This window comes from Leptospira broomii serovar Hurstbridge str. 5399, from assembly GCF_000243715.2.
Taxonomy (GTDB): domain Bacteria; phylum Spirochaetota; class Leptospiria; order Leptospirales; family Leptospiraceae; genus Leptospira_B; species Leptospira_B broomii.
Window position 1 is genome coordinate 1,103,067 of the sequence record NZ_AHMO02000008.1, and the last position, 21,062, is coordinate 1,124,128.

A 21,062-nucleotide genomic window follows, 5' to 3' on the forward strand; every position below is an offset into this window, starting at 1 on the left:
GTAAGGAATAATTTTGGTCTCGTAACGACCTTGTCGGTCCGGAATTTTCCGGCTACTACTATCGGGGTCCATCTTTCTTGAGGATACTGTCCCTTAAAAACCATCCCGTGTCGAGTGTTTTGGGATGAAAAAAATGAAAAATTCGTCGAATAGAATGCAAAACGACACAAATCTCCTTTATTCCAAATGTCGAACGAGTTTCAAAACTTTTGGGCCTAGGACAGAATCTCCCGTTTCGTGCGCGAATTTTTCCGCCAAACTTATGTCGGATTCCGAACTCGGATCCCAATTCGGAATATAATACATTCTATGAGTTCCTGCAGAAAGCCAAAACCGAGTCCAATCTAGGAAATCCTCGGATTTATCGATCCAGCCGCTACCGCTTAACGAGTCCTTAGTAAATAAAATCCGATCCGGTAAATTTCGAAAATCGATTCTTCTCTTTAACTTTCGAAAGGAAACAGAGCTCTTGCCGCAAGACCATTCGTAATCCTTTAAACCGCCTGGCGACTTTCCATAGGTCCCCAAATTCCAAACTAGCATCGCTGATTTTCCGGGAAGCAATCGGACCCCGTCGAAATATTGAGGTGTAAAGGAATGCCATTGAAGATGACCGTCGCCCTCCACGGAGGCTTTCGGAAACGGCTCCCCGCAGGAAGGGCCGAGTATTTTTTTCGCAACATCACCCTCGTCCCGTTTATCGAATCTGCGAAATAATTGAATGTCGATGTTAGGATATTCCCGCTTTAAGTACTCCACGGCCTCCACTCCGACAAGATTCAGATACACTTGTACTTTGTCTTTTTTCGAAAATGTCTCGATTGCCGTTCGGAGTGCAGACTGAGCCGAATAACTTGAAACGTTGTCCGTATTCAACTCTTTCACTTCGATTTCGGACGAATGGTCGGTGTCTTTAGAAAAGAGGTACAATTTCTTCTCTTTTTGAAATAAAGCCAAAACCGGATGGGCGACTTTTTTTAAATTCGCGTTCTTAAACGGATCGAAATCCTCCCGAGCTCGTACCGTTTCCTTGGAACGAATTTCGGACCAACTGGATTTCCACGGCTCTCGTCCAGGCGGATAAAACCCTTTGTACTTTAAAATTCTATTATGTGTTCGTATTAAAGAAAGTTCGGAAGGAGATCCTTCTTCCGCCAGATCGGAATTGGTTTCGGAATGGATCATTAGCGACAATAAATCATTAAAATATCCATGTCTCGTATAAAAATCTATCGCCGTCGTTTCCAGGTTTTTCGTTCCATAGGCAAGCGGAAGATAATTCTTAATTTCATAAATCTTATCGTCGGCATACCCCGCCGCCGCGATTTTCATCGCCTGATCTAAAAATCCTTTGACCCCGCGTGTATTTGCGGATTCACGGTGAGATAGAAAAAGACCGTTTAAGCGAATCCATTCCTCGCGATAAGACGGGTCCGTATCTTTCAGAATGCCGTAGGCCTTCGTAAATTCAATGATCGCTTTTCGTAGATTATTGGTTTTTAATTGAAGAAATCCGTGTAAGAGAGTGGCCGAATATTCCACTCTTCTCCAGCCTTTGCTCTGTGCGAGAAAGCTTAGATCCATCGCCATTTTCGAGGCCACATCCGGCTCGTCTTCAAACAGTATTTGAATGATCCGAAGGCGGGTAAATAGATCGTCCTCGGTTAAATTCTTGGGAGTGCTTACGGAATTGAGAGCGTCCACCGCTTTAAAGGAATTTTTGGATTTCCATACTGCCACCGAAACCAAATCACGGGCGCTATTAATCGAAATCGGCTCGCCCAGAAACGGATGCGAAATCCGAGTAGACCAGTCCAAGAAGTCTAGGTTCAGGTAATAATCGAGAGCTTTTGCATTATCGCCGGATAAGTAGGAAAGAGCGCCCAACTTTAAATAAATTGAATTTTTATACGCTGGAGCCAATTCACCTTGTCGGTCCAAAATGTATTTCAAAACTTTCTCAGCGGAGGCAAAATCACCGTCGATTAGGTAATAATAGGCGAGTTTTTCATAAGAATGTGAAACCATTCGACCGCCCAAATTTTCGGTTACGATTCCGATTTTGCTAAAATGAACCGCGTCTTTGGACAAACCTAGCTCCGCTAAATAATCGGAAACCCCCGGTAGATAATGACCAAGAAACGGAATATGTCTCAGTTCCGATTCTTCCGTAAAGGGAGCGATTACCCGATGTAGGTTCGTATATTCTCTTCCGTAGTCGCTTTCCCCCTGCTTGAAATCGGAGAAATATGCTCCGAGTCTTAGCGTTCTACATAGCGAATAGTATTCATTCTTGACGGAACATTTTATTTTTTCCGGAGATTTCTTATGCAGAAGAACGTTCCGTACGGAATCCGTTAGTTGCCTTGAATAGGCGTTATTATTAGGCGGATTCCAAAATTTTAGGATTTTTTCCCCGGTTCCTTTACGAGAAAAATAGATATCTTGAAAATAAGACAGGAGAACTTCCGCAAGGCCCAGATCTTTTTCCTGACGAATTAAATTCATCAAAGTGGAGAACTTAACGGAATCCTTATTTACTAATAGATACTCCCCCACTAGAAGTACGTATTCCGATTTTTGAGGTAAATTCAAGCCCTCCGGGAACTTCGAAACATCGGAATCCTTGTTGAATACCGACTTTCCCTCGATATTAAGCGAAAAATTTCCCGGAGATCCTACCCAGCCGGAATCGTTTTTTGTTTGTGCGGATAAGGATGAACATGCTGTACAGAAAAGTAATGAATAGATGACGAGACTTCGTTCGAAGAAAAACGTAAAATTACTTAAGGAATTATGGAAAGTGTGCCGGTACAAAGAAGTTCGTTTCTTGGGCCGTTCGGCTTTCAGAGTCCTTCTCTCTTGAGATCTCGGCTCATGAGGTCCCTAACAACATCCTTCGGATTCTTATGCTCGTAAAGCATTTTATATACTTCGGTCGTAATCGCCATTTCAATCCCTAGCTTCTTTGATAACTCGTATCCGCTTTTGGAAGTTTTAACGCCTTCCGCCACTTCGGTCATTCCACCCAGAATGGATTCTAGACTTTCTCCTTTTCCTAACCGAAAACCGACCGTCCGGTTCCGAGATGCGTCCCCGCAACATGTCAAAATTAGATCGCCCATGCCGGATGGACCCAAAAAGGTTAACGGATCCGCTCCAAGCTTGACCCCTAATCTCGAAATTTCAGTCAGCCCTCTCGTAATTAAGGCTGCCCTGGTATTTTGCCCGAACCCAAGCCCGTCACTGACTCCCGCCGCGATCGCAATCACATTCTTTAATGAACCCCCGACTTCGACTCCGATTACATCCGGAGTCCAATAGGTTCTAAAATAGGTAAAACTGAAAATTTCCTGAACCTTTCTCGCGGTAGCTTCGTTTTTTGAAGCGATACTTACGATCGTGGGAACTCTTCTTACGATCTCTTTTGCAAAGCTAGGTCCGGAAAGATACGATAGATGACTATGAAATTTACCCGGCAATTCAGCCTCGAAAATCTCCGAAACCAATCTCAAACTCCCGTTCTCAATTCCCTTACTCGCAGATACGATCGGGGCTTTTTCGGGTAAGTATGCCTTGATTTCTCGTAAAATATCGGTAATTACGTGAGAAGGAGGAGCAGACACGATCATATCCTTATTTTTTACCGCATCTTCCAGATTCGGACTGGCATTTAGATTATCCGGAAGGCGAATCCCCGGAAGGTATTTTTCATTTTGGTGATGCTCGTTGATTTCTCTTACTAAATCCTTACTTCTCGCCCAAAGGGTCACTTCGTAACCTTTATCCGCCAATAAGGCTCCGAGGGAGGTTCCAAAACTTCCCGACCCGATAACTCCGATCTGCATCCCAAAACCCCTTCTAAATATTGTTCGATTCTAAGGAAACGATGATCCTGTTCGGCAAACCGATCGGCGGCAAGAAAAAAATCCGGAACTCTTACCCGTTCTTTCTTACTGAAATTCTAGAAAACCTGGAAATGAGTTTACCGTCATAAATAGAAACGCTACCGTTGTCCTTCCCATGCTGGACTTGCGGAAACTTCCGGGATTCAATCTTTTGGATCTATTATCAGGGAATTCTTCCCGCATTGAAAGCTCTACTAAGAGTAATTATCGCATCGCGATTCTTTTACATTCCTTGAATAAAGTCCTCCGGAAAAAAGTCGTCGAAGGTACTGAAGATCTAGAGTCTTTAGTTTTGGATGCCGGTAGCGGAATTCTATTACTTTCAGGACATTATTGCATCAAAGGACTAACCTGGTCCAGACTTCTTAGAACGGATTACGTTAAATTCAAACTCTCGCTTCGTCCGGTGCGTGTTGAAGGGAATAGAGTGATTTTCCGAATCGAATCTTTTCGCTTATACGATCATAATCCCCGATCTTTTGATCCGATCCGATTTTTTTCCAAGGTCTTTAAGTTTCATCGAAGATTAATTTTGGAGCAGATCGTAGAGGAAGTTCCCGAAATATTATCCCTTACCGAAGTAGGCAACGAGGTTCGGATAGATTTAAATTATTTTCTAGCGGAAATTCCGGAAGTTGCAGGTAAGGTTTCAATCCAAAAAGTAATACCGGAAAAGGGAAACGTTTTCCTGTTCGTAAGATCCAACACGATCCTAAAACCGCTTTTAGACTTTTTCGGGCCGGATTATTTACGAATAGAACCGATATCCGAAAACGAAGACAGCCTTTTGATGCTCTGGAGAGACTAAAGATCTTTAGACGAGATTTTTTCTAGATTTCAAATAACTCTTCTTGGAATTCTTAAAAAGTTTGAGTCGCAAAATAAGGTTTCTGATTGGACATTCTTTGGTGCCTTTGGAGAATTAGTTTGATTACCGCTTGAACGGCGTTCAGTCGGTTTACCGTGCACTAGGAAAGGATCTTAATGAAGATAATTTACCTCACGGACATTCATGACGGCCTCCGAGGCCTAAAAGAAGTCTTACTCGGAACCGAGTGTGATTTGTACCTTTTTTCCGGAGACATCATATACAAGGCCTTCTTCAATCCGGAGCGCATTATAGAATTCGTAACCCTCCAAGAAGAGATGTATTTGATCACGGAGGATCAAAAAGAAGAAATTAATCCTTACGATTATGCGACACGAGCAGTTCGCTTTCCGGAAAAATACCCCGCCGCAGTCATAGAAAAGTCGCACGAATACCGAAGACTCTTTAACCAAGCTTCAAAAACGATGAAGGAAAAGTACGAGCTCATCGAAATTATCATACAAAAATATGCGAAAGCCCCTGTTCATCTATTACCGGGCAACTACGATATCGATCTTCAATATACCGCCCTGTACGAAAGAGATCTGCATAGAAAAACGTTCGAAATGAGCGGACTAAAATTCGCGGGGTACGGCGGCGCTCCTATCATCACTTCCGGAATTCCGGAAAAATTAGCCGTTAAATTTCACGAGTATAATAGAAACGGAAAAAGTTACAGCGAACCGGAGGATTTCTTCAATGAAGAAAAACCGGACGTTGTTGTGATACATAACCCGGCTTTCGGGTATTTGGATAAAATTCCGAGTTTTGGGCATATAGGATCGCAAGGAATTCGTAGGTATTTGGACGATAATAGCCCCTCTTTGGTTGTTTCCGGCCACGTTCATGAAGATCAAGGGATCATAAAAAAAGGAAAAACGATTTTTTTAAATCCCTCCAATTTTGGTCCCGTGGATTCCGTTTTCGGTTTTCAGCCTGGCGGATTCTTTACCGAGCTGGAATTAGAAAACGATCTTGTAAAAAATGTAAAATTAAATAGACTATCGGATCACTCTATCCGCTGGCTTCTCGATATCGATTGTACCAGTGATAAGCTCTCGCTTATCCGGGCAAATCCTGAATCGGAAGTATCGGCAGAAGATTTTATCCGTTAGCAAAATGACACTTCCCGGTTTTAAAGATAGCGAAACGATAAGAAAGTTCATCGGCTTAAAAAAATTCTTTAGGTCGCATGAAACTATAATATCCAGGGAACGAATCGAAGATTTCAAGAAATTCTCCAAACTGATTAATTACGGAGGAGACGAAGTTGCGTTTGATATTCTTGGATCGCTTAACTTCGGGCAGGCGACCGTCGATTCTGACACGGATATCGTGATGTATACCCGTTGCGAAGACACCAAAATGGGCGAGTGTGGCTTGGAAAATTGCTATAAGATCTCCTTATTTAAGCATATGTTTTTGAATTTGGTCACGTTCGAACATAATTCCAATGCTTACAAATTGGAAATCGTAGATTGCATAAACCTCAATCAATTAGAAAAGGATATCGCGGATGGAAACGAATCCTCCGCATTGATCATCCGATTCTGTTTTTATCGATCGATTTGCAGAGGAGTAAACCGAAAACTTTTGCATAGATACGAAAACATGATTTCAGAACGTCTTCCCCTTTGGGCGAGCATTTCGAAATCAGTGGAAGAATGCTTTGATGGGATAATAACCTCTTCTCAACACACGTATTCGTTTCACAAATATGCCGGAAGATTGGAGGAAATGGGAATAAAATTACCCGGTTCGATGGCCGTCAAAATTAAGGATTATCTAAAGCAATGATTACCTTTCTTACGTTGGTTGCGGCTCTGGGCGCGGCGGCCTTGTTTTTTCATGCGCTATATTCGGTCGATACCAAGCGTATGGATAAGAAAGATGCACTCCGAAAAAAAGATCGAAATGGGGAATACGGGGATCCCAAAAAAGTCTATGGCGGAAATTGGGACCCGAATCTTCCAAGGCCTAGGATTTGTCCCGTATGCGGGAGATTATTGGAAAAGCACGAATACCTTTATGCAGTACTTTTCGAACCGGCAAGCCCCGGCATCAAACGACAAGCTCGGATTTATGGTTGCCGTTATTGTTACCTCGGATTGGATGATTCGAGTCCCGTAAAAGAGGAAATCGGAAAAGACTCTCCTCCACCACGACCTATCCAGGATGAAGAACTCGGCCTCTGAAAAAAAAACTGTCACTGTCGGATTATCCAGTCCGGTTGCAATTTTAAAGGGTGTAGGACCTAAGAAGCAGGAGGTCCTAGAAACAGTAGGAATAAAAACGCTCCAAGATCTTCTGCTTTGGTTTCCTCGCAAATACTTGGATCGAAATCTTACCGAAAATATTCTCTTGAAACAGGGGGAATCGGTAACTCTTATTTTAGAGATAATAGATTCTTATCTTGCTCACGGAAGAAAATCCAGACTTGTAGTTTCCGCTAAGACTAAAAATAACGAGTCGGTCAGTCTCGTATTCTTTAAAGGAATTCAATATTTTCGAAGAATATTGCAGTCGGGTCTGCTGATCGCAGCAACCGGCAAACTGGAATACTTTCGCGGTTTTCAATTAATTCACCCGGATTACGAAGTTCTTTCTTACGGAGGCAACGCCGAACTAAGCGGGGAGGACCTTCCGGAATCGATTCATACCGGGAGAATCATACCTCTTTATTCGACGACAGAAGCGCTTCGCGAAGAGCATCTGGATTCCAGAGGATTGAGACGGCTGGTATTTCATGCATTGGAGATTCTGGAAGGGAAAATACCGGAAATTCTCCCAAAGGAAGTCGTTACTAAAAGAAATCTTTTACAGCGAGCGATAGCGTTTAAAGAAATACATTTCCCGACGGAAGATGGGAATTTACTGAAAGCCAGGACAAGATTTAAATACGAAGAATTATATTATTTTAATTTGTTAATAGAGTATAAAAAATCCCAACGGGCAAAAATTCCCCGCGTATTTTGGCCTTTGCCCGTATCACCGACGGCTAAGAATCTCGTTTCTAATCTGCCTTTCCGACTTACGCAGGATCAAAAAGAAAGTCTGATTAAGATCGAGGAAGGCACCAAGGACGATAGACCTGCGGCCTTCCTACTGCAAGGAGACGTAGGTTCCGGAAAGACTCTTGTCGCATTGTTAACGGCTCTTCGTTATACGGATAATAATATCCAAGTATGCATGGTCGCGCCGACGGAGATTCTGGCGCGGCAACACTATCAAACTGTGCTGAACTTTTTAGGGAATATGCCTTTTTTAGGAATCGAGCTTTTGGTCGGTAAAGAACCCAAAAAGACTCGCGCGGAAAAATTATACCGAATCAAAAAGGGTGAATCGTCGTTTATAATCGGGACTCATAGCGTATTTCAAGACGACGTGGAATTCAAGGATCTAGGTTTAGTCATTATCGATGAACAACATAAGTTCGGGGTGGAACAAAGGGAAAAGCTTCGAGCCAAGGGAAAAAATCCGGATATTCTCGCGATGACGGCTACTCCGATTCCTAGGACTCTTTGCTTAACCTTATACGGCGATCTGGAACTAGTCACTCTTCGAAATAGACCTGCCGGCAGAAAGCCGATTAAAACTCATTGGTTTACGAATGACAGAAGAGGCGGAGTATACAACTCCATTCGCAAATACGTCGCTCAGGGTCGCCAGTCTTATATCGTTTATCCGTTGGTGGAAGAGTCCGAAAAATCGGATCTTAAGTCCTGTATCGAGGGATATGAAACTTTAAGGAAAGAAATATTTCCGGAGTTTTCCGTGGGTCTACTTCACGGTAAATTGGATGCTGCGGAGAAAGATAGAGTGATGAAATCGTTTCAGCAAAATTCCATACAGATTTTAGTCAGCACCACTGTCATCGAAGTCGGGGTCGACGTACCCAATGCCTCCGTCATGGTTATCGAGCACGCGGATCGGTTTGGGATTTCTCAGCTTCATCAGCTTCGCGGACGAGTCGGTCGTGGAAGTCACGAGAGTTTTTGCATTCTCTTAACGGAATCGCAAACGACCGAGGAAGCCAAATATCGAATTCAAGCTTTATTGGATTCGGACGACGGCTTCGTCTTATCCGAAGCGGATCTTAAATTAAGGGGTCCCGGAGAACTCCTGGGGGTCCGTCAAAGCGGGCTGCCCGACTTTAGAATCGCCGATCTGAGAGAAGATAGAGAATGGATAGAAGTTAGTAGAGAAGATGCCAAAAAATTCGGAAGCATCGGGGATCTCGAAAAATATGAGATCTCGAATCGGTTTACGGAAGGAGCTCTCCTATTTTCGAATTAAAAGCCTCCGAAGTTTCCGTTCGAAAGTTTTCAGCAGCGTCTAGTCTTTTAAGAAAGCTCAGTAAACGTAGGGAATAATTATCTTATCAGCTACCAAATTACAGTCGAATCCGCCGATCTTGAGCGAACTTAGGTTAATCAGAAGAGCCCGATTTGCACAATCATCGACGTCCGTTTTATTATAATATTTACTTTCGTCCACGTTGGCAAGTTGATAGGAAACCAAAGCAATAATCGAAGAAGAGTTCGGATTTACGGATGCACCGATAACGGCGCTCGTTACGATTCTATTCTTAGCCTCGTCGCCTTTTACTTTCTCAGGGATAGTAAGTCCGATCTTGTCTATCACATAGCAATTCGTAAATAGCGCAAGCGGTAGAAAAAGAGTGGCGAGTCGTTTCATCCGGAATCTCCAAAATAGTTTTTACAAGAAATTTCGGTTTTTAAACGAACTTCAATCTAATTTCTTCCTAAACCGAATCGGATTCGTTGATTTTTTCGCCTAGCGCTCGAGCAAGCAGTTCTTCATCGTTTACAAAAATCCCTTTTCTCTCCCTTTGTCCGAGATAAAATGGAAAATATGAGCCTACGGGTCTTCAAGTTTTGCGTTTCCTTCACAGTATTATCGGCTATCTATTTATTTGCTCAACATAGATTCGCAGAGAGCGATCCGGATCCGTATTTGGGACAACCACAGATCTCCTATTTAATCGGACAATTCCCCTCCGAAACAATTCTGGCATCTTATAAAAACCCTGGTGATTCCCGAGCCTTCCTTTTACGGAAGGAAACATTGAGCGCCTATCTGAGATTAGTCGAGGCTTACAAGAAGGATCATCCAGAAGAAAGGCAAATTCCATTTATCGTATCGGCGCAACGTTCCTTCAATGATCAAAAGGGAATATGGGAAGATAAGTTCGTCGGAAAACGAAAAATGAGAGAGACCGTCCAGGGTAAATCGCCTACTCAAATTGTTTCCTTAATCTTGGAATTTTCGAGCGCACCGGGAACGTCCCGTCATCATTGGGGAACCGATATAGATTTAAACGCTTTAGAAAATTCTTATTTTGAGAAAGGAGGGCGCGGAGAAAAGCTATACCGGTGGCTGACAAAAAATGCCGCAAAATACGGTTTCTGTCAGCCTTATACACCGAAGTCGGAACGGGGGAATAAGGGATATAACGAAGAAAAATGGCATTGGTCTTATGCAAAATTAGCGAACCGATTTCAAAAAGATTGGGAAGAGGCTTATAAAAAAGGCGCCTTAAATCTTTCCGGAAAATTCCTGGGTTCCGACGTACTAGGAGAATTGCCTCTCGAATACGTCCACGGCATAAATCCTAATTGTCAGTCAATTCGCTAAATGACTACCGAAAAACGAAACTCAGCACGCTTAAATCACATGCGCGTAAAAAGTCTGTTTCGAACATTTTAATTTTTATCTAGTTTTCCTTCATTCCGAAGAAAAAAAACGAAAAGAAAATATTCTTCTTTGCCTGTTTTTAGAAAGGTTCGATTTTCGGGAAAGACCTCCTTCTCCGTTTATCGCTTAAAGAAACCCGAAACGTTCTAAAGCATAGAGGCGGTCTAAGAATTGTTGGCAGCATGAATGTGAAAACCGATATCATGTCCGAAGAAATCGCTTCGTTAAACGAAAAGGTGATCCGGAAAGGAATTACTCTCTTTTCAACCAGCGATAAGTTCGAGACATCGATCTTTAGTTCCTATTCCATTTTTTCCAAATCGCTTTCAATCTTGGATGACCGACCCAATTTGAAAGTCCAAGCATTCCGTTTTGCGGACGTTTTTCCTACTTTAAAAACCTGGAAGCAAATCTCCGATCATATTCGCTTATACTTCATCGAAAGCCCGACAGAACTTCCGAGGATATTTAAATTCGGATTAATGGCGCTCTTATCGAACCCTTTCTCCTCTTTCATACTCTCCCGAATTACCGGAAAAATGATCCTTTTCTTTGCACGATTCTTTATAGTTGGAAAGAATTACGGCAAGGCCAAAAAGACAATATATGAACGTTATAAAATCGGAATATCTAATACGATCGATATTTTAGGAGAAGCCGTTCTTTCAGAAAACGAAGCGTCCGAGTATTCGCAAAAATATCTTACTCTGATAAGGGATATTTCCGACGATGGAAAACTTCGAATATTAAGCTCATTTTTACCGAACAGAAAAGCCGACGGGAACGTATCCGTAAAATGCTCGGCTTTATACTCGCAACTCGACCCCTTGGCATTCGAGAATTCGGTTGCAGTATTGAAGGATAGATTACGGCCCGTTTTCGAATTGGCAATGTCTAAAAATATTTTCGTAAATCTAGACTTAGAACAATATGAAACGAAAGAAATTATACTGACCGCCGCACTAGAGCTGTTTTCCGAACCGTTATTTCAGGATTATCGACATTTCGGTCTAGTCATACAAGCCTATCTCCGAAGCTCTTTACGGGATCTAAATAGGGTAATAGAAATTTCTAAAAATCGAAAATATCCGCTGACTGTGAGATTAGTAAAAGGCGCGTATTGGGAATACGAAATCGTTCAATCCAGACAAAAAGGATGGGAACCTCCGGTATTTCTTACCAAAATCGAAACGGATATCAACTACGAGCAATGTACGGAATTACTTTTAAAATCTCACCCGCATATTTTTCCTGCATTCGCAACTCATAATATTCGAAGTATCGCCTATGCTCTTACCTTATCGGACGAACTACAAATTCCGAAGGAAGATTATGAAATTCAGATGCTTTACGGAATGGGAGATCCTTACAAAAAGGCGCTCAGAAAATTAGGCGTCGGTGTTCGGGAATATTCTCCGATTGGGGAAGTCATTCCAGGTATGGCATATTTAGTTCGTAGATTATTGGAAAATTCGACTAATGAAGGTTTTTTGAAGAACATTTACTCCAAAAAAACCGACAGAATCAAGCTTTTAGACATTCATAAGAAGGCAAACGCATGAACTTTGGAAACGAATCGCAAGCTTTGAAGAACGAGCCAATTCGAGACTTTTCCCTCCAAGAAGAAAGAGAAAAGCTAAACAAAGGGTTGTATGAAATACGGAAAGGATTTCCCCTTCGAGTATTTCCGATTATTAACGGAAAGAATATTTCAGTATCGGAAACGCACGCGGCCTTAAATCCCGCGAATTTGAATGAGAAAGTAGCAACGATCGGATACGCCGATAAAAATTTGGCCGAACAAGCGGTTTCCATATGCTCCGATTTTTCGGAAACCTGGAAAGAGAGAGACCCGTTCGAAAGAAGCGCAATCCTCCGCAATGCCGCTGGAATATTACGTAAATCTAAAGACGAACTCACCGCGTTAATATTGCTGGAAGTAGGCAAAGGCGTCAAAGATACCGATGCAGAGATTGCGGAAGCGATCGATTTCTGCGAATTTTATGCTCAAGAATCGGATAAACTCTCCTCTCCTCGATTAAGAAATCTTGAGGGGGAAGACAACGCATTTTTATATCGCCCGAGAGGAGTCACTGCTGTGATTGCTCCCTGGAATTTTCCGCTGGCGATTCTTTGCGGAATGACTGTCGCGCCTTTAGTCACCGGAAATACCGTTATTATGAAACCGGCGGAACAATCCTCTGCGATCGCTTGGACTTTATTTAAAATCCTAATCGAAGCCGGAGTTCCAGTTGAAGCTCTTCAATTTTTGCCCGGCAAAGGAGAAGAGATTGGATCTTACCTAGTCAATCATCCGAAAGTTCACACCGTTAATTTTACCGGCTCGAGGGCGGTCGGATTGCAAATGATACGCGAAACTTCCGGATTGAATTTGAAATTTATTAAACGCGTCGTTGCGGAAATGGGCGGAAAAAACGCGATCATCGTGGATGAGGATGCGGATTTGGACGAAGCTGTCGCAGGTTCCCTTCAATCCGCATTCGGTTTCCAAGGACAGAAATGCAGCGCTCTTTCCAGATTAATCGTATTGGATTCTTGCTACGATATTTTCCGTAAACGGTTTTCCGAAGCGTTGCTGTCACTGAAAGCCGGTCCTCCGGAAGATCCTTCAACAAAAATCGGCCCTGTCATCGACGTAGAATCGAAAGAAAGGATCGAAAGATTAGCGAAAAAATTCGATTCAAATCTATACCAAAAATTAGAAATCTCTCCCGGTTTAAAATCGCAGGGACATTTCGTAGATCCGTTGCTGTTAGAAAGCGACGATTTTAATTCCGAGTTAGGGCAATCCGAATTCTTTGCACCGATTGTGACTATGTTTAAAGTTCGCAATTTTAAGGAAGCTATCGCATATGCAAACGGAGTCGATTACGCCCTGACCGGCGGAGTCTACTCACGAAATCCGAATAACATAATATTAGCTAAGCAATCTTTTGAGGTTGGAAATCTTTACATTAATCGATCGATTACCGGAGCGATAGTAGATAGACAACCGTTCGGCGGATTCAAGCTCTCCGGGGTCGGTGCCAAGGCAGGAGGCCCGGATTATTTAAAGCAATTTTTAGAACCGGTTTCCATAACCGAAAACACCATGCGTCGCGGTTTTATTCCTGAGCTATAGCAAGGTCCTTATAGACTTTCCAACTAGTTTCGAGTATCACTTTAGGATCACTATAAACGCATTTCCAACCCAGAAGCTCCTCGGCAAGTTCAGCCTTTGCCCATAGTTTAGCAGGATCACCCGCACGACGACCCGATATCTTATACGGTATCGGCTTGCCGATTACTTCTTCGGCTAATTTAAGAATCTCTAATACCGAATGTCCAAGTCCGGTTCCTAAATTAACCGTCAAGGATTTACCCTCGCGAAGAAGATATTCCAAACTCAAAACGTGAGCCGAAGCCAGATCGCTTACATGAATGTAATCTCGAACACAACTTCCGTCCGGCGTATCATAATCGGTTCCGAATACCTCCATACTGGATCTCATTCCGACGGCCGCCTCCATTATGATCGGCAATAAATTCGCCGGAGTTTTTTCGAGTCCTAATATTCTACCTTGAGGATCGTAACCGGCCGCATTGAAATATCGAAGAGCTGCGTATTTAAACCCCTTAAGTCGATCATACCATCTCAAATTTTCTTCGATAGCCAACTTTGTGTAGCCATAGTAATTCTCCGGTTGCAAAGGATGATATTCGTCCAAAGGAAGGTACTGCGGAGCCCCATAAACCGCTGCGGATGAAGAAAAAACGAAATTTTTCGTTCCGACTTCCTCCATGAAAGTCAGAAGCTGGATAGAACCCGCAATATTATTCAAAGCATATTTATTAGGGTCGGTCATCGATTCACCGGCGGCCTTCCAAGCAGCAAAGTGAAAGACCGCCTCTATTTTTTGTGAGAATGCTTTCTCTAAAATTTTTCGGTCGTGGATGTCCCCGTGTAAAAACTCGGCTTTAGGAAAAAGATTCTTCTCGTTCCCCTTTTCCATGTTATCCACGATCAGAACTTCATAATTTTTCTCTAATAGAAGCGCGACGACGTGACTTCCTATATAACCGGCTCCCCCGGTAACGAGGACCCTCACCGGTGATCCATGACTCCGCGATCACTGTTTTTAAAAAATGCGATAATGCTTTGAACTTCCGGAGAATGATTTCCTTGCTTCTCTAATGCCTCTATAGCCTGACGATAATTCATTCCTGAATGATAGATGACTTTATAAGCCTGCTTAATCGAGGCTCTAATTTCGGGAGAAAATCCTCCCCGCTTTAAACCGACCGTATTTAGTCCGATAATAGTGCAGGGATTACCGTCGGCTGTCGTAAACGGCGGAACATCTTGAACCACCTTTGCGCAACCTGCGACCATAGCGTAGTCTCCCACAAAACAAAACTGATGAACGGCAACCAATCCTGAAATAAACGCTTTGTTTCCGACCGTAACGTGACCGGCCAACACCAGTCCATGGGTCAGAATATTATCATCGCCCACGATACAGTCATGGCCTACGTGTGCATTCCCCATTATATAATTCCGATTTCCGATTATAGTCGGAGAGTCGGTTTTGGTCCCGCGATGGATGTTGGAATATTCCTTAAACGTGTTATTGTCGCCTATCAGGGTTTTAGTCGGGGTATTCGGATCAAACCCTAAATCCTGGGGAACGACTCCGATAACTGCTCCGTGATAAACGTGATTAAATTTGCCGAATTTCGTTCCGGAAAAAATGCGGGCTCCGGTTTCGATAATTGTTCCTTCGCCGACGACCACGTCTTTTTCGATGATCGTATATGCTCCCACTTCGACGGATTCGTGCAATTCCGCCTTCGAATCGACGATGGCTGTAGGGTGAATTTTCATTCTGTTTCGCCTCTTAAATCTTCGAGAATACGAAAAACGACCTGGATTTTTTATTCAAGCTATAAATAAATGGGGGTGAAGGATTGGCTGTGTCGTTCCGAACCGCGTTCGACAATGATTATGGAATAGAATCATCGGCAAAGACTTTTTCTTTTCGAGGGAGTTAGTATGTTAATAGATTGGTCTCGTTTGGAATCTTTAAAACAGGGAGACGACGAAGAGGACAAGCTTTGGCTGGAAGAGATGGTTCGCTCACTGCGTAAGAATATGAACACTCGTTTGGAGAATATAAAATCATGCGTAGCCGAACAAAAACCTAACGAACTTAAGGCCGAATTACATCAGACAAAAGGTGTCGCCGCTAATTTTGGCCTGATCGGGTTACAAACTTCCGTAACTGATGCAGAATCAAAATTAAAAGAAGGGGATTTGACCGGAAGCTTGAAGTTATGCGCGGAATTACCGGAACTCTGGGAAAAAACGAAAATGGAACTAGCTCCGAAATTTCCTGAATAGTCGGAACGCAGATACCACGGTAGTAAATCGCTACGACGACCTCGCGAACCGACAAATCATCTAATTAAATAAATTATAATATTCCATAGCGATCCCTTTTAAATTTAGACCTGGAGTCAGCCGACTCATATTGGTCGACCAAAACCCGTACTTAACCGATCGGATTAAAATGAAGAAAAGAGGGCAATTCTATTTTTTACCCTTTCGTTCCAAAAAATAGGAATCAACCTGATCGGTTATCGGTCTGATTTTTTCCTCGTAAGTGAGAATCGCTTCGACGGTTTTTTCGTACAAGCTCATCAAAAGCGCCTGAGCCGCGTCGCACATTTGTTCCTTTCGAAATTCCTCTACATGAAGAGTTTCTGTTATCGAACCGTCCGGATTAAACGGTAAGGAAGCCAAAAGATTCGAAACCACAATTTTATCGTCTCCCGCCACATGACTTGGGTCGAAAATTACGGGTAAAATCGTTTGATTTTTTGCATGGGTAATCACGTTTAAATCCGGCGTATTTCTGCAATAGCCTTCTTTAATAAAAAGAGTTTTGACTCCTCTTTCACAAAGAATAATATTCAAATTTCCTTGATTAGCAATATATTCGGCGGCTGAAAACCATTCGATTGCTTCGTTTCCAAACCCTCTCTTTAAAATTACGGGTTTACCGGTACGACCCACTGCTTCAAGGAGCTCAAAATCCTGAGCGTTCCGAGTTCCTATTTGGATCATGTCCGCATGTTTGGAGACTTCTTCCGCCATCGTATGATCCATTACCTCGGTCACATAGGGAAGCCCTGTCTCTTCTTTTACCCGATCTAGAAGCTTGATACCGTCCCAACCCATTCCTCTCCAATCGGTAGGTCTAGTTCTCGGTTTAAATGCACCGCCGCGGAAAATAATTCGATCTAAGATTCCGAATTTCTTTCCGATTTCCACCGCTTGCTTTGCGATAGTAACCGTTTGATCGTATGTCTGAGGAGAATCCGGACCCACGAGGAAGATATGTTTTCCGGTTCCGAATTTGCGAACGAGTCCATCCTGACCCTTCACTTCAACAATGCGGTTTTCGCGATGAACGACTTCTCCGTTTTTACCGGCCGCCGTTCGAGCGATATTCTTATAAGGAAGCGATACGTTCCAAATACGAGTTACTCCTGGGAGTTCCTTCACATAGCCCTCTTTTTCGGAAATTTTACGAGTATCTCCGATGAAATGGATGGTGTCCGATACGACAGCACCGCGGATAATCTCCGTCTGGTTACCGCATTCCCCGGCAAGAGCCTTGATCTTGGCTTCGGTTTCCGGATATCCTTTCTCGAGTTCGACTATGTCCACGTAGCCTCCGCCCGATTACGGGCATGCCCCCTGATCGGGAGCCATTCTCATTCCAGGCTTTACGTTATACTCGGAACGTCAAGAAATCCGCGGGAAAAGGCTCAATGAGAATGTTCTGGGCCGGGAAAAATTCCGTTAGAGACTTCTTTTACGTAATTTCTAACGGCCTCGGATACATCTTCATAGCCGTTCATGTACGTTTTTAGAAATTTAGGATGAAAGTCTTTGTTTAATCCTAAAAAATCGTAGAGAACCAACACTTGGCCGTCAGTGGAAGCTCCGGCTCCGATGCCGATAGTCGGTACAGGAACGGAAGAACTGATCGCTGATGCCAAAACCGAAGGTATTAGCTCCAATACTATCGCAAAGGCTCCGGCCTCCGAAATCCCTTTTGCTTCATTTATCAGGCGGGTTTTATCTTCCTCAGCCTTACCTTGAATTTTATGCCCGCCGAAAGCATTCACCGATTGCGGAGTCAATCCTATATGTCCCATTACGGGAATACCGATTGTTTCCAATTTATAAATAAGATCTAAAATTTCAGGACTACCGCCTTCGAATTTTACGGCGTCGCAATCAGTTTCCTTCATGATCCGGCCGGCTGAACGAATCCCTTCCTCTAAGGAAACTTGATAAGACAAAAACGGTAAATCGACGACGATAAAGGAATTCGGAGCTCCTCTCCTAACCATTTGAGCATGGTAAATCATTTCATCCAGAGTGACAGGAAGAGTGGTTCGATTACCCTGGACGACTACTCCTAGAGTATCCCCTACCAATAGGCAATCCACACCCGCTTCGCCTAGTATCCTGGCGAAAATATAATCATAGCAGGTTAGAACCGAAATTTTTTTCTCGAGAGGTTTCTTTCCTTTCGGAAATATTTTATGCACATCTCTCATACTATTCCCTCCTCAGGATTTCCGAAAGAATCCCGTAAGGATCCTTCGCCTAATTCTTCCAATAATTCCTTAATGAAAGGACGAGTGTATAGACTATGATGAGGTAAATGTAATCCTTTTTCATGCAGTCTGAGTCGATCATAAGATAAGATATCTATGTCGATCGTACGAGGCCCTTTGTCTTTCGTTCGTATTCTACCCATATCGGTTTCGATTCCGAGAAGGACGTCGAGTAGATCGTGAGGCGAAAGAGAAGTTACAACTTCGATAAGTTGGTTTAGAAAATCCGGTTGATCTGTCACTTCCAAAGCCGCGGTATTTAACGGAGTCCCTTTACGAAGAATCTTCATATCCGAGCGGGCTTCGATCCTGCGAATCGCTTCCTTGAGGGAAGCCTCTCGATCCCCGAGATTTACGCCGAGACAGATAAATGCATGGTGTTCCATTATGCCTCCATATGAACCGAATGACTGAGTCTGTAATCCGGACAATCCAGATGGATTTCCTTGGTCATTTCCATCAAACGAGAAAAGATTCTGCCTTCTGCCTTATCCTTCCAATCGGATAGGGAAATATTCGAAGTGAGTACAGTGACTTTCTCCTCTTCATACCTAGAATCGATTAAATCATAAAGTTGAGAATTCGCCCAATCGGATTCTTTGTTAGCTCCGAAATCGTCCAATACTAAAACTTCAACTTCCATGAATTGTCTTTTGATCGTCTGTTCCATTCCGTGGATTTCGCTCTCTTTTTGGTAGGTGTCACGAATGGCCGATAAAAAATCCCGATTGATTTTCGCGTATTTACATTCCATTCCATAACGTAAAATCAATTCGTTTAATATTGCACAAGCGAGCAAAGTCTTTCCCGATCCCGTGTTTCCCCAAAGGTATAAACCCTGAGCCGATCTTCCGCGTTCCTCCCATTTCATGACCAGTTCATGAGCCCAATCGTGAGCGATCAAAAAAGACATCTCGGCGGTGTCCATTCTATCCAGGGTGCGATATTTATACTTGGCCGGGATACCGGCCTTTTTAACCAAAGCTTCGATCCGATCCAATTCGATACGGGCATCGTGACAGACGCAGGACATCATCTTATTTTGACTTTCGTCGTAGACCATAAAAGGAGGTCTGCCTTTCGAATCACAGGTTCGACAGGAATCGCTCATGCAAGAGCAGAGTAATAAAACTCCCGAGGAAGAGTTTCTTACGTTTTCCTCCAAAAGGAAACCCACTCCTCCGCAAATTTTACAGCCGGGAGATCCCGCCCGAATCGGGGTTAAATCGTTCAAGTTCATGCTTCAGACCCAGTATGAAAGGGTCAGAAGAGAGAGAAAGAAAGAAAAATCGAAAGGAAAGGCGGAAAACTCTTCGGCGTTACTAAAAATCTGCTCGCAATCTCGGTTCTTTGATGGATTTTGGAAGCGTCGATCGATTCCGCCTAAGGTAGGATTCATCGGAACGCGAAAAAAATGATTTAATCGTATTTGTATTGAATCGGAAAAGAATTTTCGGTTATGTCCCTTATCCGGTAAAAAAGGGAAAAATTTTCCTTAGTGGGTTTATCTCGAACCCTAAGGAACCGATAGTAAAACAGGAGAAAAGGACTTTGTTGTTCTTTTCTCTAATCCTATCTTATGAAAGAGAAGGCACAGGTGTGAGCACTATGAAGGTGATGAAGACTATTTTCGTTCTTCTGGCCGTGGTCGGACTCAACCTCTCCTTGTTCGCACAGAACCAGCAGCAAGGCGGGGGACAACAGAACCAGCAAGAGGCCAAAGCGGCGGCCGATAAGATCGACGAACTCCTTAAAGGGGAACTTGTTCCCGAGGATGACGATAAAAACCTTACGGAAGAGCAGAAGCGTCGTAAGAAGGTGATCCAAGAACAGGAAGCTGTTTGGAAAAACCCCGACTTCAAAGGCTATGACAAGAACTTCCAAGAACTCCATCAGCTCTCTAAGGCTTTCGCGAACAATAAGTTCCGCCTGGCCCTAACCAGCTACCAATCCGGAGTTAATACCATCCTCAAGATGAGGGAAGCAGTCGAGCAGTACCGTAAGGAAGAAGCCGAGAAGAAGCGTTTGGACGAGAAGTGGTATTGGCAAAAAGTCGACCGCAAAGCTCGTGAAGATCGCGTCGTTTCTAGGCTGAAACTCGAAGCAAAACAACAAGCCCTTAACTACTTTACCAAGTCCATCAACCATTTGGACGAGATCAAAAACCCAGATTTGCGTGAGCGTGCTGAGTTTAAACGTCTCCTTTCGGATGTTTACCGTTCTTGGATTATTACCGAATACGACCTACAGAATTTACCTCAGTGTATTCCCATACTTGAGCTTTATATCGAGGTCGATGAAAACGAGAAGGAATACCCGGCTCACAAGTATCTTGCAAGCTGCTACGCCTTTGAAGAAAACATGATCAAGAAATATGGCGGCGCAAGCGAAGATCAGATGTTTAAATTCCGTCACAAGAAAAACATCCATTTACTCCGCGCAACCGAACTAAAATACGGGAAGGATTCGCCCGAATATAAACACATCGTAGCCTTGATTAACAAGGACGAGGTGATTTCGGTTCGCCCCTAACCCTCTTTCATAAAAAAGATAATCAAGCCTCGGTGGAAACACCGGGGCTTTTTTATTTGCATTTCTTTTTCGGAGGAAATGGTCTCCAGCTGTTTGGATAAATCGAGCAACTCTTGAAAGGATTTCAGGAAGGTATTATGGATTTTTCCTTAGTCCCCGAAGACGCGGAAATTCCCTCGATGCTCGAAACTTGGGCAGGAAAAATATTGCATTCAATCTTTTCTTCGTTTATGCCTAAAGGATGTATTCTATTAGATTTATTCGAAGCTTAAACTATCTGGCTCCGGCATTCGCCCTCTTACTGTTACAAATTTTCACCAGCGATTTACAAGCGTGCAGAC

Annotated in this window: 20 protein-coding genes; 11 read left to right on the forward strand and 9 right to left on the reverse strand. The window is 43.2% G+C overall.

What is annotated here, in order from left to right:
• Nucleotides 1-177: 177 nt before the first annotated feature.
• Nucleotides 178-2,595 carry a tetratricopeptide repeat protein gene (locus tag LEP1GSC050_RS10720; protein ID WP_232225697.1) on the reverse strand — a complete coding sequence of 806 codons (2,418 nt, stop codon included), beginning with the start codon at nt 2,593-2,595 and terminating at the stop codon, nt 178-180.
• Between the two features lie 251 nt (nt 2,596-2,846).
• Entirely contained in the window at nt 2,847-3,848 is a 1,002-nt protein-coding gene (locus LEP1GSC050_RS10725) for an NAD(P)H-dependent glycerol-3-phosphate dehydrogenase (protein WP_020987514.1), read from the reverse strand.
• A 175-nt stretch (nt 3,849-4,023) separates the two neighbouring features.
• On the opposite strand from LEP1GSC050_RS10725, the gene LEP1GSC050_RS10730 reads away from it, so the two are divergent.
• The 5 genes from LEP1GSC050_RS10730 to recG all read left to right on the forward strand — a co-directional run bounded on the left by LEP1GSC050_RS10730 (nt 4,024) and on the right by recG (nt 9,072).
• The gene (locus LEP1GSC050_RS10730) at nt 4,024-4,716 is read left to right on the forward strand and encodes a hypothetical protein (protein ID WP_010415703.1); all 693 of its coding nucleotides are present in this window, start codon (nt 4,024-4,026) and stop codon (nt 4,714-4,716) included.
• A gap of 176 nt (nt 4,717-4,892) precedes the next feature.
• Nucleotides 4,893-5,891, forward strand: coding sequence for a metallophosphoesterase family protein (locus LEP1GSC050_RS10735; protein WP_010571214.1), 999 nt, complete (start codon nt 4,893-4,895; stop codon nt 5,889-5,891).
• Between the two features lie 4 nt (nt 5,892-5,895).
• On the forward strand, nt 5,896-6,573 hold the full coding sequence (locus LEP1GSC050_RS10740; protein WP_010571215.1) for a hypothetical protein: 678 nt from the start codon (nt 5,896-5,898) through the stop codon (nt 6,571-6,573).
• A complete protein-coding gene (locus LEP1GSC050_RS10745; RefSeq protein WP_010571216.1) occupies nt 6,570-6,971 on the forward strand; it encodes a hypothetical protein in 402 nt (133 codons plus the stop codon). Before LEP1GSC050_RS10740 ends, LEP1GSC050_RS10745 begins: the two co-directional genes overlap by 4 nt.
• Nucleotides 6,952-9,072, forward strand: a complete 2,121-nt coding sequence (gene recG, locus LEP1GSC050_RS10750) for an ATP-dependent DNA helicase RecG (RefSeq protein ID WP_010571217.1) — start codon at nt 6,952-6,954, stop codon at nt 9,070-9,072. The genes LEP1GSC050_RS10745 and recG overlap by 20 nt, the downstream gene beginning before the upstream one ends.
• Before the next feature lie 57 nt (nt 9,073-9,129).
• Here recG and LEP1GSC050_RS10755 read toward each other — a convergent pair whose 3' ends face one another.
• Nucleotides 9,130-9,474: a TIGR04452 family lipoprotein gene (locus LEP1GSC050_RS10755; RefSeq protein WP_010571218.1), complete on the reverse strand. Its 345-nt coding sequence runs from the start codon at nt 9,472-9,474 to the stop codon at nt 9,130-9,132.
• A gap of 168 nt (nt 9,475-9,642) precedes the next feature.
• Here LEP1GSC050_RS10755 and LEP1GSC050_RS10760 point away from each other — a divergent pair, with 168 nt between their 5' ends.
• The 3 genes from LEP1GSC050_RS10760 (at nt 9,643) to LEP1GSC050_RS10770 (ending at nt 13,636) form a co-directional block, all read left to right on the forward strand.
• A complete protein-coding gene (locus LEP1GSC050_RS10760; protein WP_010571219.1) occupies nt 9,643-10,434 on the forward strand; it encodes a M15 family metallopeptidase in 792 nt (263 codons plus the stop codon).
• Nucleotides 10,435-10,676: 242 nt separating this feature from the next.
• Entirely contained in the window at nt 10,677-12,056 is a 1,380-nt protein-coding gene (locus LEP1GSC050_RS10765) for a proline dehydrogenase family protein (RefSeq protein ID WP_010571220.1), read from the forward strand.
• Entirely contained in the window at nt 12,053-13,636 is a 1,584-nt protein-coding gene (locus LEP1GSC050_RS10770) for an aldehyde dehydrogenase family protein (RefSeq protein ID WP_010571221.1), read from the forward strand. Before LEP1GSC050_RS10765 ends, LEP1GSC050_RS10770 begins: the two co-directional genes overlap by 4 nt.
• On the opposite strand, the gene galE is transcribed toward LEP1GSC050_RS10770, so the two are convergent.
• Both galE and lpxA read right to left on the reverse strand, forming a co-directional pair.
• Nucleotides 13,620-14,603, reverse strand: a complete 984-nt coding sequence (gene galE, locus LEP1GSC050_RS10775) for a UDP-glucose 4-epimerase GalE (protein ID WP_010571222.1) — start codon at nt 14,601-14,603, stop codon at nt 13,620-13,622. The two genes, LEP1GSC050_RS10770 and galE, sit on opposite strands and share 17 nt — an antisense overlap.
• The gene (lpxA, locus tag LEP1GSC050_RS10780; protein WP_010571223.1) at nt 14,600-15,379 is read right to left on the reverse strand and encodes an acyl-ACP--UDP-N-acetylglucosamine O-acyltransferase; all 780 of its coding nucleotides are present in this window, start codon (nt 15,377-15,379) and stop codon (nt 14,600-14,602) included. The genes galE and lpxA overlap by 4 nt, the downstream gene beginning before the upstream one ends.
• A 168-nt stretch (nt 15,380-15,547) precedes the next feature.
• Between lpxA and LEP1GSC050_RS10785 the strand changes: the two genes are divergently transcribed.
• Nucleotides 15,548-15,895 (forward strand): Hpt domain-containing protein, encoded by a 348-nt coding sequence (locus LEP1GSC050_RS10785; RefSeq protein WP_010571224.1) that lies wholly within the window; start codon nt 15,548-15,550, stop codon nt 15,893-15,895.
• Between the two features lie 189 nt (nt 15,896-16,084).
• Here LEP1GSC050_RS10785 and LEP1GSC050_RS10790 read toward each other — a convergent pair whose 3' ends face one another.
• The 4 genes from LEP1GSC050_RS10790 to zapE all read right to left on the reverse strand — a co-directional run bounded on the left by LEP1GSC050_RS10790 (nt 16,085) and on the right by zapE (nt 19,429).
• Nucleotides 16,085-17,227 carry an N-acetylneuraminate synthase family protein gene (locus LEP1GSC050_RS10790; RefSeq protein ID WP_010415725.1) on the reverse strand — a complete coding sequence of 381 codons (1,143 nt, stop codon included), beginning with the start codon at nt 17,225-17,227 and terminating at the stop codon, nt 16,085-16,087.
• A 101-nt stretch (nt 17,228-17,328) separates the two neighbouring features.
• Nucleotides 17,329-18,129, reverse strand: coding sequence for a 3-methyl-2-oxobutanoate hydroxymethyltransferase (panB, locus tag LEP1GSC050_RS10795; protein ID WP_010571225.1), 801 nt, complete (start codon nt 18,127-18,129; stop codon nt 17,329-17,331).
• Nucleotides 18,126-18,575, reverse strand: coding sequence for a 2-amino-4-hydroxy-6-hydroxymethyldihydropteridine diphosphokinase (gene folK / locus LEP1GSC050_RS10800; RefSeq protein WP_010571226.1), 450 nt, complete (start codon nt 18,573-18,575; stop codon nt 18,126-18,128). Before folK ends, panB begins: the two co-directional genes overlap by 4 nt.
• Nucleotides 18,575-19,429, reverse strand: coding sequence for an AFG1/ZapE family ATPase (gene zapE, locus LEP1GSC050_RS10805; RefSeq protein WP_040911288.1), 855 nt, complete (start codon nt 19,427-19,429; stop codon nt 18,575-18,577). The genes folK and zapE overlap by 1 nt, the downstream gene beginning before the upstream one ends.
• Nucleotides 19,430-19,797: 368 nt before the next feature.
• On the opposite strand from zapE, the gene fcpA reads away from it, so the two are divergent.
• Complete coding sequence (fcpA, locus tag LEP1GSC050_RS10815) at nt 19,798-20,721, forward strand: flagellar coiling protein FcpA (protein ID WP_020987698.1); 924 nt, start codon at nt 19,798-19,800, stop codon at nt 20,719-20,721.
• Between the two features lie 137 nt (nt 20,722-20,858).
• A complete protein-coding gene (locus LEP1GSC050_RS21210; RefSeq protein WP_020987577.1) occupies nt 20,859-20,993 on the forward strand; it encodes a hypothetical protein in 135 nt (44 codons plus the stop codon).
• Nucleotides 20,994-21,062: the final 69 nt, after the last annotated feature.

Excerpts from the sequence above, each read along its gene's own strand:
- fcpA (WP_020987698.1), top strand. The coding sequence starts at position 19,798 with ATGAAGGTGATGAAGACTATTTTCGTTCTTCTGGCCGTGGTCGGACTC.
- LEP1GSC050_RS10760 (WP_010571219.1), top strand. The coding sequence starts at position 9,643 with ATGGAAAATATGAGCCTACGGGTCTTCAAGTTTTGCGTTTCCTTCACA.
- LEP1GSC050_RS10730 (WP_010415703.1), top strand. The coding sequence starts at position 4,024 with ATGCTGGACTTGCGGAAACTTCCGGGATTCAATCTTTTGGATCTATTA.
- LEP1GSC050_RS10735 (WP_010571214.1), top strand. The coding sequence starts at position 4,893 with ATGAAGATAATTTACCTCACGGACATTCATGACGGCCTCCGAGGCCTA.
- LEP1GSC050_RS10770 (WP_010571221.1), top strand. The coding sequence starts at position 12,053 with ATGAACTTTGGAAACGAATCGCAAGCTTTGAAGAACGAGCCAATTCGA.
- recG (WP_010571217.1), top strand. The coding sequence starts at position 6,952 with ATGAAGAACTCGGCCTCTGAAAAAAAAACTGTCACTGTCGGATTATCC.
- panB (WP_010571225.1), bottom strand. The coding sequence starts at position 18,129 with ATGAGAGATGTGCATAAAATATTTCCGAAAGGAAAGAAACCTCTCGAG.
- LEP1GSC050_RS10725 (WP_020987514.1), bottom strand. The coding sequence starts at position 3,848 with ATGCAGATCGGAGTTATCGGGTCGGGAAGTTTTGGAACCTCCCTCGGA.
- zapE (WP_040911288.1), bottom strand. The coding sequence starts at position 19,429 with ATGAACTTGAACGATTTAACCCCGATTCGGGCGGGATCTCCCGGCTGT.
- LEP1GSC050_RS21210 (WP_020987577.1), top strand. The coding sequence starts at position 20,859 with ATGGATTTTTCCTTAGTCCCCGAAGACGCGGAAATTCCCTCGATGCTC.
- LEP1GSC050_RS10740 (WP_010571215.1), top strand. The coding sequence starts at position 5,896 with ATGACACTTCCCGGTTTTAAAGATAGCGAAACGATAAGAAAGTTCATC.
- LEP1GSC050_RS10755 (WP_010571218.1), bottom strand. The coding sequence starts at position 9,474 with ATGAAACGACTCGCCACTCTTTTTCTACCGCTTGCGCTATTTACGAAT.
- lpxA (WP_010571223.1), bottom strand. The coding sequence starts at position 15,379 with ATGAAAATTCACCCTACAGCCATCGTCGATTCGAAGGCGGAATTGCAC.
- LEP1GSC050_RS10785 (WP_010571224.1), top strand. The coding sequence starts at position 15,548 with ATGTTAATAGATTGGTCTCGTTTGGAATCTTTAAAACAGGGAGACGAC.
- LEP1GSC050_RS10765 (WP_010571220.1), top strand. The coding sequence starts at position 10,677 with ATGAATGTGAAAACCGATATCATGTCCGAAGAAATCGCTTCGTTAAAC.
- LEP1GSC050_RS10745 (WP_010571216.1), top strand. The coding sequence starts at position 6,570 with ATGATTACCTTTCTTACGTTGGTTGCGGCTCTGGGCGCGGCGGCCTTG.
- folK (WP_010571226.1), bottom strand. The coding sequence starts at position 18,575 with ATGGAACACCATGCATTTATCTGTCTCGGCGTAAATCTCGGGGATCGA.